This is a genomic window from Pseudomonas sp. JL27(2026), assembly GCF_056933555.1.
Window position 1 is genome coordinate 1383433 of the sequence record NZ_CM167794.1, and the last position, 13528, is coordinate 1396960.

Consider the following 13528-nt stretch of genomic DNA (forward strand, 5'->3'; position numbering starts at 1 on the left):
CTTGGGGCGATTCGTGCCCGAAAATGGGCGTCTTGAATTTATTGCACCAGTGCGGAGCAAGGCGGGGTGGGAAGAGGGAACCCGACGGGAGGCTGAAAACTTCCCGAAATCAGCCACCGCGCTCCTTGAGAGCGAGCGCGGTGGCGGGTTTGCGGTGGTAACGCCGCTAAAAAGGCGAAACGGAGGTGTTACTTGCCCGGCACCAGCGTCAGGCGCGTTTTGCCGTAGACCTTGTCGAAGTTCTGCGGCTGCATCGGCAGGCTCTGGTACTGGCCTTTGAGCCATGGATCGATGCCGTTGAGGTAGTTCGGGCTGGCCGGGTTACCCGACTGGCCGGTGCCGTTCTGGCCCATCAACGGTTCGGCCTGGCCGAAGTCGACAATAAAGCGCATGGCAGGCACCAATGTGGTGCTGAAGTCCTGGCCCCAGGTGTAGGCGGCAGTGTTCAGCGTGGTGTGATCGCCGCCCGCGGCCATCGGCCCGCGAACAGTCTGGCCGCGGTTGTTTTTCCATTCGTAGCGGTGCAGTTTGCCCCACTGCCAGGCCTTGTGATCGGCGCCCATCTGGCTTTCGCCAGCGGTGATGGCGGCGGCCAGGCTGCGGGCGAGAATGGCCGGTTTGTCTTCCTTCTGCGGGGTGCGTACATCATCCCAGAACGGACTGTCTTCGCGCCCCAGCAAATGATCGGCCTGAGCCGAGTACGACAACGTGCCATTGGCGAGGAACGCTTTCCAGGCCGGGCTGGACTCGGGGCCCAGTTCGTCGAGGAACATCTGCTTCATGCTTTCTTGCAGGAACAACCCATAGATTGCTGCGTCGGCCGAGGTCGGGCTGAGTTTGCCGTCGAAGGCCATCAAACGGCTGAATGCCTCGCGGGCCTTGGCTGCGTCCGCAGCGGGCAGGGCGTCGATGGCTTTTTTCAGCGGCTGGGACATGCCCGGCGCGTCGAACATTTTCTTCAGTTTGGCGGCGAACGTCGTGGTCTGGTCGTACTGCATGGCGATCAGGCTGCGGGTGTCGTGCTTGCCGGTGCCAGCCAGTTCGGCCATCCGCTCGCCACGTTCCGGTGCCGCCCAGGAGTTGGACAGTTGCATGCCATAACCATGGGGGATGACCCGCTGGTTGGCGGTGCCGAGCCAGCCTTGCGCCGGGTCCTGGTCGTACGGGTGGAGCATCGGGTCGGCGTAACCGTCCCAGTCGTAGCGACTTTCCCAGCCGGGCGATGGCAACAAGCCTTCGCCTTCACGGCGATTGGGGAAGCGCCCGGTGACTTGCCAACCGATATTGCTGGCGTCGGCGAACACCATGTTCAGCGCGATGGCACGGATTTCACGGCTGGCGTCAGAGGCTTTTTCGACGTTCTGGGCACGGGACAGGTCGAAAAACGCGTCCAGGCTCTTGTCATCGGTGAAGCTCGATTGCTGCAATGCCAGACCGAAACCGTTGGCCAGTGCCAGGCCTTGGGCGCTGTTAAGCAGCGGGCCGTGGCGGGTTTCATACACGGCTTCGCGAATCGGCCGCTGGCCTTTGACGAAATAAGTTTCGTTGCGAACGATTGCCGGCTGCCATTTGCCGCCGACCTCATAGCTCAGGCCATTGCCCTGGCGTTTGATTTTCTCCAGGAACAGGTCCTGGTTGTCACCCAGAACGGCGGTCATGCTCCACGCCACTTTGCCGTTGAAACCGCTCAGAACCATAGGCAACCCGGCAATCGAGACACCGGCCGCCTGGTATTTCGGTGCGCGGATCTGCACGTAGCTCCATAGCGACGGCACACCGATCGGCATCTGGCTGGCACTGGCCAACAGGCTTTTGCCGCTGCGACTGCGCTGCGGGGCGATGGCCCAGTTGGTCGATGAGGTAGCGCCCAGCAAGTTGAGTTGCGACAGCTGGCCCGTGGCGTTGGTGATTTGCGTCAGGCCCGGTACAGCGCTGTTGAGCTTGAGGCCCTGCAGCTTTTCGGTCTCGGCCAGCGGCAGTTGTTCGTCCGGGTAAGAAGGCGACAGCCAGGCGAGTTTGTCGGTGCTGACGGTTTGCGCCAGTACCAGCGAGGAAATTTCTTCAGGCAGGTTTGCCGACTGGCTGAAGTTCAGCAGGCAGAAGATCAGCGCCGAGTCTTCCGGCTTCCAGTATTCAGGTTTGTAACCGGTGGCGGCGAGGTCTGGCGGCAGCTTGTCGCGGTAGCGGAACAGGTAGGCGTTGACCCCGCGGGCATAGACTTCGAAGAAGCGCTTGAGGCGTGGCGACGAGGCGTTGTAGAGCTCGCCGGCACTTTTCTTCAGGTTGACGGCGCGCATGTAGCGGTCGGCGTCGAGCAGGTCCTGGCCGGACATTTCGGCCAGTCGGCCCTGGGCCAGCAGGCGCAGGGTGACCATCTGCGTGATACGGTCGCTGGCGTGGACGTAGCCGAGGGTGAACAGCGCGTCGTGGAAGCTGTTGCTCTCGATCAGCGGCATGCCCATGGCATTGCGGCGAACCGAAACATTCTGCGCCAGGCCTTTGAGGGGCTGCACGCCGGAGGTGGGCGGCAGGCTGTCCTGGGCGTTCCAGGTCTGGCAGCCGCTAAGGGCGAGAACACTGGCCACTGCTGCGGCAACGCCGAACCGGGGAATAAAAGGTGAAAGGGCTGGCGAGGCCATGGCAAAGCTCCTGCGGGGGGTAGCGTCAGTAAAGGCGCTACGTTAGTGAGCAGGAGGGGGCCGCGCAAGCGGGGGCCGAGCTTATTTCAAGGTTTGTCCGATAAATGAGCGTTGATCGCGCCCATGCGCAGCAAAGGACTGCCTCTGTCAGGCTGTGACTCGGTGCGTCATGGGCTGCATTCGATGACTTGCCTGTAGAAATAGGTGATGTTTAAGTGCTGAAAACTCAATGACCCTGCATGAGAAAAACTCGCCATGGAACTCAAGGCTAACGCGGCGTTGATCCTGATCGATCAACAAAAAGGCATTCACTACCAAAGGCTCGGGCCGCGCAACAACCCGCAAGCCGAAGAGCGCATTGCCGACCTGCTGGCTCATTGGCGCGGTACAGGGCGCCCGGTGATTCATGTGCAGCATCTGTCGCGCTCACCCGACTCGGTGTTCTGGCCGCAACAGTCGGGTGTGGAGTTTCAGGAGCGATTTCAGCCGTTGCCGGGCGAGTCTGTGGTCCAGAAACAGGTGCCGGATGCGTTCTGTTCGACAGGGCTTGAGGCGAGTTTGCGTACGGCCGGGATCGATCAATTGATCATCGTCGGCGTGGCGACCCACAACTCGGTGGAGTCTACGGCGCGCACGGCGGGGAACCTGGGCTTTGAGGCATGGGTGGCGGAGGATGCATGCTTTACCTTCGACAAGGTCGACTATTTCGGCAAGGCTTATTCCGCGCAGGAGGTGCATGGGATGTCGCTGGGCAATTTGCACGGTGAGTATGCGACGGTGGTCAGTGCCGCTCAGATCCTGAAGACTGACTGAAAATCCTGTGCATGGGGCTTGCTCGCGAAGGCAATTTTACATTCAACAAAAATGCTGACTGATACACCGCTTTCGCGAACAGATGGCAATTCAACCGGCGAAAACGATGTTCGCCCGAAGCATCAAGCGCCGTGGCACTTCTTGAATTTCTTGCCGTTGCCGCATGGGCAAGGGTCGTTGCGGCCGACGTCTTTCAAGGCATTGCGCACCGGTTCCTGGTGAGCGTGGCCGCAGTTCGGACCGTGGACATGGCCATGGTCGTGATCATGGTGATCATGGTGATCATGGTGGTCGTGATGGTCATGATCGTGGTTGCAGTCAGGGCCATGGACATGAGGTTGCTGGGTCATCGGGTTTACTCCGGAATTAAATCGGCGGGGATTATCACGCCATTACGCGCCAGGTGCACGTAATGGGCGATGAATAATCCGGTTTCAAGCGTTCCTTCCAGACGATAGGGAATCGGTTGATCCGGTTTTTTCAGTAACTTCACCAAGTCGCGCACCCGAGGCCAGAGGTTGGTGCGGATCGGCACCTTGTAACGGCCGCTGCTGTTGGGGCCGACCGTGAACCATCGTTCGTACTCGCCATCGGTCAGCAACAGGTCACCCATGTGGACCCGGTACTCGATGCCCCGGACCGTCAGGTCGCTGTCATTGGGATTGTCGATGCGAAAATGCAGCACGAATTTTTGCTCCAGCAGCTTGGCGCGGACCACTTCAACCTGCACCAGATGCACCTGCGGCTCCAGGGCATCATCGCTGAACCAGGATGCGCAGCCCGCGAGCCCCAGAACCGTGAGCAGGCTGATTGTGCGCAGTGCACGCCATTGGCCGAGCATGAGTAACTCCCTTTGTATGCTCAGTCCAGCCGGGGCTGAACGTCACGTTAGCGGGTGACGTAACTCGAACAACACTTCTTGAATTTCTGCCCGCTGGCACAGGGGCAGGCGTCGTTGCGTCCGGCCTTGAGTGCCACGGTCGGATCGATGAAATACCAGTGGCCGGCGTTCTGCACGAACGACGAACATTCGCGGTGACTGTGTTCGCCGGTGTTGTCGTGCCAGCGCGCCGTGAACGTGACGAATGCGTGCTCCGGCTGACCGCCAAATACCTCGGAGCTTTCGACCTCGAGGCCCAGCCAGGTGCTTTGCGCGCTCCAGTCGCTGATGGACTGGCGATCCAGTCCAGACTGCTGGGCGGGCAGGGTAGTGCTCACCAGATAGTCGACCAGCCCCAGCACGTAGGCGCTGTAGCGCGAGCGCATCAAGGCCTCGGCGCAGGGCGCCGGGTGACCGGCATGGTAATGGCCGCAGCAGGCGTCGAGTGGGATGCCGCTGCCGCAAGGGCAAATGGATGTACTCATCGGGTTACCACCAGTATTTTCCGAAGTTTTCCGGATTGGCCCAGAATCGCGCATTCAGCCAGTCGGGCACTTGTTTGTAGTCAAGCAGATCGTAGGTAAACAGCGTCAGCACCTGTTCTTCGCGCTGGAAACGCTCGCTGGCTTGCAGGGCCAGGGAGAAGAAGTCTGTCTCCAGCCAGCCGCAGGCGTGCAGGTCGGCCAGCACCGCAATGCGGCTGGCGTTGAGGTTGCGAATCCCGCCCAGCAGGTTCAATCCTTCGCGCTTGGGCAAGTGCTCGAGACAGTCGACCGCCAGCGCCAGGTCAAACCGTTGCGCTGCGAGTTCAGCCGGCAACGGGCCGGGCGCCGCCACGTCAACGCGGGTTTGTGGGTGTGCCTGGCGGAATGCGGCCAGGGCCGGGAAGTCGCTGGCGCCAATCAGCAGCAAACGCTGCGGCGCGTAGCGATCAAGCAGCGCGGCGAGGGCTTGCTGGGGTGTGCGCGAAGAAATGCCTGCGGTCATCGAAGATCCTCAATCAGAACCGCAAAGACTAGCCTGCCCGAACGGTTGGGCCTAGAGCGGGTTTACCTGAAATGCCGGCAAGCACCGTGAACTCGGGACAAAACCTCGATGGCCTATTGCTGGCGGAGATTAAAACCTGGGTCTTTACTCCCTGAATCGGTTCTAAGCCGATCCCTCAGGAGAGAAAAATATGAGCATCGTTCGGACAGCATTACCCCTGATTCTGCTAACCAGCGTGTTGACTGGTTGCGCAGGTTTGCAGAAAACCGACTGGCCGACGTGCGCGGCCCTGGGCGGTGTGGTTGGCGCCGGTCTGGGCGCGACGGAAAGCGCGTCGTGGGCGGGTGGTGGCGCGTTGTTCGTGGGTGGCATGGCGGCGGCTTATTGCTGGGTACATGGCGACGGTGACGAAGACGGCGATGGCGTGCCGGACAGTCGCGACAAGTGCCCGCATACACCTAAAGGCGTGCAGGTCGACGCCAACGGTTGCCCTCCACCACCACCGGTTCCGGTTGTGGACAAAGTCGTGGTGGTCAAAGAAGAGACCATCGTCATTCGCGATGTGCACTTCCAGTTCAACTCCTCGAAACTGACCGCTGCGGATGAAGCCAAGCTTGAGACCATCGCCACTCGCCTGAAAAAAGAAGCACCGAGCGCCCGACTGAGCGTGACCGGGCATACCGACAGTGTGGGCAGTGATACCTACAACCAGAAACTGTCGGAACGACGCGCACATTCAGTGGTGGAGTACCTGATCCACGAAGGCGTGCCGCGCGCCATCTTCGTTTCCGTCAAGGGTGCCGGTGAAAGCCAGCCTGTGGCTGACAACAAAACCGCAGACGGTCGGGCCATGAACCGCCGTACAGAAATCAAAATCGAGCGTTGAAACCCTCCGCAATCCGCAGCTTGTGCAGTCGCGGATGCGGGTCTTTACTCCTGTGTGACCGGTATGGGCCGGTAACACAGGAGCATTCACGATGAGAGTCCTCTCACACGCCGCCTTACCGGTTCTGCTGCTTGGCAGTCTTCTGACCGGTTGCGCTACCCACAGCGATGGCACCGCCCCCCTCAATCAACGGACCTGGCCCATCTGCAGCGTGATCGGCGGGCTGGTCGGTGGTGGCCTGGGCGCCATAGAAAGTGGTGGGTGGGCGGCGGGAGGAGCGGCACTGGGCATTTTGACCGGTGGTTTGATCTGTTACGCCCAGGATGGCGATGAAGACGGTGACGGTGTGTTCGACCGCCGTGACCATTGCCCCGACACACCGGCCAATACCCCGGTGGACGATCGAGGCTGTCCGCTGCCGCAGTACCCGGCGACGGTCAAACCGGCAGAGCCTGTTGCACCGAGCACCGAGACCATCACGCTGAGCGATCAGGGCGCCGTGCTATTTGCCTTTGATTCTTCCGAATTGACCCCCGCCGCCAAAGAACAACTGATGGCGTTGATGGGTAAATTGAGCAATGCCGATGTGGTCAGCATCAAGGTTATCGGCCACACCGACAGCAAAGGTTCGGATGCCTACAACCAGAAACTTTCCGAACGTCGTGCGAGCAGCGTGGCCGCGTTCTTGCTGAATCATGGCCTGGCGCCGAACAAACTCACAAGCCAGGGCATGGGCGAAAGCCAGCCTGTGGCCGACAACGCCACGGAAGAAGGGCGGGCGAAGAACCGTCGGGTGGAGTTGGTGATCGGGCGCTGAGCAAGGGCGGTCTGACCGGCGATCCTCGTCGATCCGGCCGCTAAACTGCTGTTTCAAGAAGAATTTTCGTTGGCCTCTGGCGCAGGCCTTGTACAAGTCGGTACTGTGCGCGCAAAGAATAATTCTCAACGGGGGAGCGTATGAAGGTGTTTTGGGGGCTGGGGAAGTGTTTGACCCTGATGTTCTGGCTGGTAGTGCTGGTCAATCTGTTCAATCCGCTGATCAATCCATTTCATCTGCTGGTCAACCTGGCCGGTAGTTTGTTGCTGTTGACCCATGTACTGGAGTTGCTGCTGTTCAACGGCAGCCTCAAGGGCCGGGCGCACCCATGGCGTGACCGGCTGCAGATTCTGCTGGTCGGCATGTTCCACCTCAATACCTTTGCGGCTCCGGCCATTTCGGAGACCACTCATGCGTAAACTTTGCCTGCTCGCCGCGTTGATCAGCCCCTTGGCGTCTGCCGAGGTTGTTACGGTGCAGCCCAATTCGCTGATGCGTCTGCCCAATACCACCAGCACCTTGCAACTGGAACGGCTGGAAGTGGCGGATTACGGCACGTTGCTGATCCCGTCCACCGTGACGGACGTTTCCGTCGGTCAATTACGCCTGGGCCACGAAGCGCGGATCGCCATCGTGCCTGGCGAGCAAAGCCTGCAACTGAAAGTCGGCCATGCCGAGCTGTCCAGCGGCAGTCAGATCACCTCTCGCGGTGCGCCGGGGACTTACCTCAAGGCAGCGCGTTCGGCACGTAACCTCAACCTGCGGATCAGTTCGCTGAATGCGCCCGAGCTGTCGGTGGATGCACGGGGCGGTGCGGGAGCCCCAGGGTATGTCGGCCTGGACGGGGCCAACGGTCAGGCGCCGGGGTGCACCTGGGGCGAGGCCGGTCGTGGCGCCGATGGTGACAACGGTGGCGACGGCCATGCCGGTGCTCCCGGTGCGCTGGTGCGGGTGGAGTTGCCGCGTGATTTTCCGAGTGAGCAGATCAAAGTGCTGGTCGATGGCGGCGCGGGTGGCGTGGCCGGGGCCGGTGGCAAACCGGGCGCGGGCGGCAAGTCCAAGGGCTGCTTCGTCTACCGCGCCGATGGCGGTAAAAGTGGCCGTGCTGGCGCGGATGGCCAGCCAGGGCCTGCCGGTGCGCCAGGTTCGGTGACAGTGCAGCGTTTGTAACAGGGTTGAGCGTGAGCGTTCCCGGGCGAGCCTGGGAACGCTTGACTCAGAACATCGGGCGGGCTGACGCGATGGCCACCAACAACAGCCCCAGCAGCAAATTGATCCCGACCAGTCGACGAATGTTACCCAGCGTCGCCGCCCCGGTTGGCCAGTCTTCGGCCAGCACCGCTTTGCGCAGCTCCGGCAACTGCAACGCCTGAATGCGAATGAACAGCGCCGTCATCACCACATACAACCCCATCATGATCTGCACGTAGCGCGGCGCGGTTTCAAAACCGCTGAAACGCAGGTGAATCAGCCCGACGCCGCTGATCGGCAACATCACCACCGCCACCCAGACCCAGACAAAAAAACGCTGAAATACTTCTACCCACAGCTTCAGGCGTGCAGGGCCTTCAAGTGCCTTCATGGCGGCGGGGCGCAGGACCATCCAGGCGAAAAACATACCGCCGACCCAGATCAGGGCCGCCAGCACATGCAGGGTATAAATGAGGGCGAAAGGTGTCATTGGGGTACTCCGTTCTGCGCGGGATTAATTAGCGGGGTATGATAGCGGTCGATCCGAACCACTGAAAATTTATCCAGCGTTTTTTGCGCCCGACAATCCATGATCAGCACCGAACTCAAAACCACGATCCAGGGCGCCTACTCGCGTTTTCTCGAAGCCAAGAGCCTCAAGCCGCGTTACGGCCAGCGCCTGATGATCGCCGAAGTGGCGAAAGTCCTGGGTGACATCGACACCGACGATGAAGGCCGGCGCAGTGGCGACCCCGCGGTCGTCGCGGTGGAAGCCGGCACCGGTACCGGGAAAACCGTGGCCTACAGCCTCGCCGCGATCCCGACCGCCAAGGCCGCCGGTAAACGTCTGGTAATTGCCACGGCGACCGTCGCCCTGCAAGAACAGATCGTCTACAAGGACCTGCCGGACCTGATGCGCAACAGCGGGCTGAATTTCAGCTTCGCGCTGGCCAAGGGCCGTGGCCGCTACCTGTGCCTATCCAAACTCGACATGCTGTTGCAGGAAGGCCATGCACAAACCGCCACCGCCCAGCTGTTTGAAGAAGAAGGCTTCAAGATCGAGGTCGATGAAGCCAGCCAGAAGCTGTTCACCAGCATGATCGAAAAGCTCGCCGGCAATAAATGGGACGGCGACCGCGACAGCTGGTCCACCGCCCTGGAAGATACCGACTGGGCGCGCCTGACCACCGATCACAGCCAATGCACCAACCGTCATTGCCCGAACTTTGGCCAGTGTGCCTTTTATAAGGCCCGCGAAGGCATGGGCAAGGTTGACGTGATCGTCACCAACCACGACATGGTGCTGGCCGACCTGGCACTGGGCGGCGGCGCTGTACTGCCGGACCCGCGTGACACGCTGTACGTGTTCGACGAAGGCCATCACCTGCCTGACAAGGCCATCGGCCATTTCGCCCACTACACGCGTCTGCGCTCCACGGCCGACTGGCTGGAGCAAACCGCCAAGAACCTCACCAAACTGTTGGCCCAGCACCCGCTGCCGGGCGACCTGGGCAAGTTGATCGAGCAGGTGCCGGAGCTGGCGCGCGAGATCAAGACCCAGCAGCAGTTCATGTTCAGCGCCTGCGAGCAGGTCGCCGACTTCAAGCCCGGCGAAGACGTCGAAGGCCGCGAGCGCCCGCGTCACCGTTTCGAAGGCGGCGTTATCCCCGAACACATGCGCGAGATGGGCATCGAGCTCAAGAAAGGCTTTTCGCGCCTGAACGACCTGTTCACCCGCCTCACCGATCTGCTCAAGGAAGGCATGGACGGCGAGGTCAACATCGGCATCGCCAGCAACCAGGCCGAAGAGTGGTACCCGCTGTTCGGCAGCCTGCTGGCCCGTGCCTCGGGCAACTGGGAGCTGTGGACCGCGTTCACTGCCGAAGACCCGGAAGACAACCCGCCCATGGCGCGCTGGCTGACGCTGGCCGAAAGCGGCTCGCTGTTTGATATCGAGGTCAACGCCAGCCCGATCCTTGCGGCGGAAATGCTGCGTCGCAACTTGTGGAACGTAGCGTATGGCGCATTGGTCACCTCGGCGACCCTGACGGCCCTCGGCACGTTCGACCGTTTCCGCATGCGTGCCGGTCTGCCGAAAAAAGCCGTCACGGCCGTGGTCCCAAGCCCGTTCCATCATGCCGACGCCGGCGTGCTGCGGGTGCCAGACTTGCGTGCCGACCCACGGGACGCGCCGGCCCACACGGCCGCGATCATCCGCGACCTGCCGGCCCTGGTCGAAGGTTCGCGCGGCACCCTGGTGCTGTTCTCTTCGCGCAAACAAATGCAGGACGTCTTCGATGGCCTGGACCGCGACTGGCGCAAGCAAGTGTTCATTCAAGGCAACCTGTCGAAACAGGAAACCCTGAACAAGCACAAGGCGCGGGTCGATGGCGGAGATTCCAGCGTGCTGTTCGGCCTGGCGAGTTTCGCCGAGGGCGTCGACTTGCCGGGCGCGTATTGCGAGCACGTGGTGATAGCCAAGATTCCATTCTCGGTGCCCGATGATCCGGTGGAAGCGGCGTTGGCCGAATGGATCGAAGCCCGTGGCGGCAACCCGTTCATGGAAATCTCGGTGCCCGATGCCTCGCTCAAACTGGTCCAGGCCTGCGGCCGCTTACTGCGCACCGAAGAAGACCGCGGGACCATCACCTTGCTCGACCGACGTCTGGTCACGCAACGCTACGGCAAAGCTATCCTCAATGCGTTGCCGCCGTTTCGCCGGGAAATATCTTGAGACACGGTGGGCAAATGTGCCCACCGCGTTGTCTATCCCCTGTCACTGATTTCACTCTGGCCCTAGGGAGAACCTGGTTCATATGATTCGCCGTTCGTTACCCGCCGTTTTTGCTCTGATGTTCGCCGCGCCGCTGTTGGCTGCGCCTGCTGGGCAACAGACGCTGTTCAACTTTGTACGGCCCGCCGATGTGGTCCAAGTCGTGACCCAGGACGCCAGCCTGCCGCAATCCAATGCCGAGCAAACGGCTGAAGGTGAAGTGCTGCGTCGGGTGACGTTCAACCCCGCCGCGCAACCGAGCCTGCGCCTGACCCCGCAAACCGGTGCCTGGGACTGGTCGCAGTCGGGCGTCATGAGCCTGCGGATCCAGAGCGCAATGAGCTGGGCCGTGACCCTCTACGTGAAAGTCCAGAGCAACGACGGCAAGACCCTGGTCAGCCGCATCGACCTGCCGGCCGGCCCCGTGCAAACCCTGCTGGTGCCGTTGACTGCGAGTTCACCACTGAGCCAGGGCATGAAAGCCGGCCCGCCGATGCCGATAACATTTGAAGGTCAGCGCGTGCTGCTGGCCAGCAGCGCCGGTGAACTGGATCGCAGCCAGGTGGTGTCGGTCACGCTGTCGATGGATCAGCCGAAAGTCGCTCAGAGCATCCTGCTTGAGCGCTTTGGCGTGCAGGATGGCGAGGCGGTCATCAAGGCTGCTTACTCGTCCCTGGTGGACACTTATGGCCAGTCGACCCGGGCCCGGTGGCCGGAAAAAGTCGCCAGCGATGAACAGCTCAAGTCCGCTGCCGGCAAAGAGCAGCAGCAACTCAAAACCTGGCTGGCCGCCCGCGAGCGGATGTCTCTGGACACCTACGGAGGCTGGAATAAAGGCCCGGCGTTCAAGGCCAGTGGTTTCTTTCGCACTGAAAAACGCGACGGGCGTTGGTACCTGGTGACCCCGCAAGGTCATCCGTTCTATTCCCTTGGCGTCAACACCATCGCCTCGAACACTAGCCAGACGTACGTCGCCGGGCGCGAATGGATGTTCGACGCACTGCCTAAAGAAGGCGACCCGTTGGCCAGCCATTACGGTGAAGGCGATAACCGCAGTGGCAATGGCGCCGATCAGGGGCGCGCCTTTAATACCGGCCGCTGGTTTGACTTCTATGGGGCCAACTTGCAGCGCGCCTATGGCCAACCGTGTGTGCCGGGCAGCGAAACCCAGGCCGCAGCGGTCAAGGTCGACGCCAAGCAAACGCAGGTCGAAAAAGCTGCCGAGGCAGCCCCGTGCGCAGCGCCGGCCTTTGACGAAAAACGTTGGGTGGCTCACACCCTCGATCGCCTGCAAGCCTGGGGGTTCAACACCCTTGGCAACTGGAGCGCCCCGGCGCTGGGCTCGAATGATCGCGTGCCGTACACCTTGCCGCTGTCGATTGTCGGTGACTACGCCAGCATCAGCACCGGCACTGACTGGTGGGGCGGCATGCCCGATCCGTTTGACCCGCGCTTTGCCATGGCCACCGAGCGGGCCGTGGCCATTGCCGCTCGTGATCATCGCGATGACCCATGGCTGGTGGGCTACTTCGCCGATAACGAACTGGCCTGGGCCGGTCCCGGCGATGACCCGAAAGCCCGCTATGCGCTGGCTTACGGCACCTTGAAAATGACCACCGACGTTCCGGCCAAACGGGCGTTCCTCAAGCAACTGCGCGACAAGTACCGCAACCAGGCGGGCCTGTCGAAAGCCTGGGGTATTGACCTGCCGGCCTGGGAATTGATGGAAGACCCGGGCTTCGTGCCGCCGTTGCCGAGCGCCGAACACCCGGAAATCGAAGCGGATTTCAAATACTTCCAGAAAGTCTTCGCTGACACGTACTTCAAGACCATCTCCGACTCGTTGAAGTGGCACGCGCCGAATCACCTGCTGCTCGGTGGCCGGTTTGCCGTCAGCACCCCGGAAGCGGTCGCCTCCTGCGCCCAGTATTGCGACGTGTTGAGCTTCAACATGTACACCCTCAAGCCGCAGGACGGTTACGACTTCAGCGTCTTGAAATCACTCGACAAACCGGTGCTGATTACCGAGTTCAACTTCGGCTCGCGTGACCGTGGCCCGTTCTGGGGCGGTGTGACCGAGTTGGAGAAGGAAGAGGATCGCGGCCCGGCTTACGCCAACTTCCTCAAGCAAGCGGTGAGCGAGCCGTCGATTGTCGGCGTGCACTGGTTCCAGTACCTCGACCAACCGGTGACGGGCCGTCTGCTGGATGGCGAGAACGGTCACTTCGGGCTGGTTGGGATCACCGATCTGCCGTTCCAGGGGTTTGTCGACAGCGTACGCAAGAGCAACTTGCTGGCGGTGGATCAGCTCGGTAAAGAAGCCGAGAAGGCCAAGGCCCAGGCAGACAAGGCGTCTGCCAACGCCCATGAAGGCGAGGCTGGCAAGCACGGTAACCAGGGCAAAGGCGCGGGGCAGGGTGCAGGCCACGCGGGTGGGCATTCCGGTAACGGGCATTGATGGCTCGCCACAAAGGATTCTGAGAGGTCTATAGGTGGGTGCACCGCCCAGCCTGCCGCTGTTCCCAAAACCGTCAAGGGCTGG

General features: G+C 61.5%; 13 protein-coding genes. 7 read left to right on the forward strand and 6 right to left on the reverse strand.

Annotated features, from left to right (window positions below; translation table 11 throughout):
* Nucleotides 1-188: 188 nt before the first annotated feature.
* Complete coding sequence (locus AC1Z1G_RS06290) at nucleotides 189-2639, reverse strand: penicillin acylase family protein (protein WP_483625743.1); 2451 nt, start codon at nucleotides 2637-2639, stop codon at nucleotides 189-191.
* A gap of 255 nt (nucleotides 2640-2894) precedes the next feature.
* Between AC1Z1G_RS06290 and AC1Z1G_RS06295 the strand changes: the two genes are divergently transcribed.
* Nucleotides 2895-3452 (forward strand): cysteine hydrolase family protein, encoded by a 558-nt coding sequence (locus tag AC1Z1G_RS06295; protein WP_483625745.1) that lies wholly within the window; start codon nucleotides 2895-2897, stop codon nucleotides 3450-3452.
* Nucleotides 3453-3574: 122 nt separating this feature from the next.
* Here the strand turns inward: AC1Z1G_RS06295 and AC1Z1G_RS06300 are convergent, their stop codons facing one another.
* Genes AC1Z1G_RS06300 through AC1Z1G_RS06315 form a run of 4 tightly spaced genes read right to left on the reverse strand, consistent with a single transcriptional unit; the run spans nucleotide 3575 to nucleotide 5319 of the window.
* The gene (locus AC1Z1G_RS06300; RefSeq protein ID WP_129441746.1) at nucleotides 3575-3802 is read right to left on the reverse strand and encodes an SEC-C metal-binding domain-containing protein; all 228 of its coding nucleotides are present in this window, start codon (nucleotides 3800-3802) and stop codon (nucleotides 3575-3577) included.
* A gap of 5 nt (nucleotides 3803-3807) precedes the next feature.
* The gene (locus AC1Z1G_RS06305) at nucleotides 3808-4293 is read right to left on the reverse strand and encodes an LEA/WHy family protein (RefSeq protein ID WP_483625748.1); all 486 of its coding nucleotides are present in this window, start codon (nucleotides 4291-4293) and stop codon (nucleotides 3808-3810) included.
* A gap of 47 nt (nucleotides 4294-4340) precedes the next feature.
* Nucleotides 4341-4817, reverse strand: coding sequence for a YchJ family protein (locus AC1Z1G_RS06310; RefSeq protein WP_483625750.1), 477 nt, complete (start codon nucleotides 4815-4817; stop codon nucleotides 4341-4343).
* A gap of 4 nt (nucleotides 4818-4821) precedes the next feature.
* Nucleotides 4822-5319: a DUF6231 family protein gene (locus tag AC1Z1G_RS06315; protein WP_483625752.1), complete on the reverse strand. Its 498-nt coding sequence runs from the start codon at nucleotides 5317-5319 to the stop codon at nucleotides 4822-4824.
* A gap of 190 nt (nucleotides 5320-5509) precedes the next feature.
* Here AC1Z1G_RS06315 and AC1Z1G_RS06320 point away from each other — a divergent pair, with 190 nt between their 5' ends.
* The 4 genes from AC1Z1G_RS06320 to AC1Z1G_RS06335 all read left to right on the forward strand — a co-directional run bounded on the left by AC1Z1G_RS06320 (nucleotide 5510) and on the right by AC1Z1G_RS06335 (nucleotide 8192).
* Nucleotides 5510-6205: a PA1041 family peptidoglycan-binding anchor lipoprotein gene (locus AC1Z1G_RS06320; RefSeq protein ID WP_483625754.1), complete on the forward strand. Its 696-nt coding sequence runs from the start codon at nucleotides 5510-5512 to the stop codon at nucleotides 6203-6205.
* Between the two features lie 91 nt (nucleotides 6206-6296).
* Nucleotides 6297-7022, forward strand: a complete 726-nt coding sequence (locus tag AC1Z1G_RS06325) for a PA1041 family peptidoglycan-binding anchor lipoprotein (protein ID WP_483625756.1) — start codon at nucleotides 6297-6299, stop codon at nucleotides 7020-7022.
* A gap of 140 nt (nucleotides 7023-7162) precedes the next feature.
* The gene (locus tag AC1Z1G_RS06330) at nucleotides 7163-7441 is read left to right on the forward strand and encodes a DUF1145 domain-containing protein (RefSeq protein WP_483625758.1); all 279 of its coding nucleotides are present in this window, start codon (nucleotides 7163-7165) and stop codon (nucleotides 7439-7441) included.
* Entirely contained in the window at nucleotides 7434-8192 is a 759-nt protein-coding gene (locus tag AC1Z1G_RS06335; protein ID WP_483625760.1) for a collagen-like protein, read from the forward strand. The genes AC1Z1G_RS06330 and AC1Z1G_RS06335 overlap by 8 nt, the downstream gene beginning before the upstream one ends.
* A 46-nt stretch (nucleotides 8193-8238) precedes the next feature.
* Here the strand turns inward: AC1Z1G_RS06335 and AC1Z1G_RS06340 are convergent, their stop codons facing one another.
* On the reverse strand, nucleotides 8239-8703 hold the full coding sequence (locus AC1Z1G_RS06340) for a CopD family protein (RefSeq protein WP_483625762.1): 465 nt from the start codon (nucleotides 8701-8703) through the stop codon (nucleotides 8239-8241).
* A gap of 99 nt (nucleotides 8704-8802) precedes the next feature.
* Between AC1Z1G_RS06340 and dinG the strand changes: the two genes are divergently transcribed.
* A complete protein-coding gene (gene dinG, locus AC1Z1G_RS06345; RefSeq protein ID WP_483625764.1) occupies nucleotides 8803-10947 on the forward strand; it encodes an ATP-dependent DNA helicase DinG in 2145 nt (714 codons plus the stop codon).
* An 82-nt stretch (nucleotides 10948-11029) separates the two neighbouring features.
* Complete coding sequence (locus tag AC1Z1G_RS06350; RefSeq protein WP_483625766.1) at nucleotides 11030-13444, forward strand: beta-agarase; 2415 nt, start codon at nucleotides 11030-11032, stop codon at nucleotides 13442-13444.
* Nucleotides 13445-13528 lie beyond the last annotated feature (84 nt).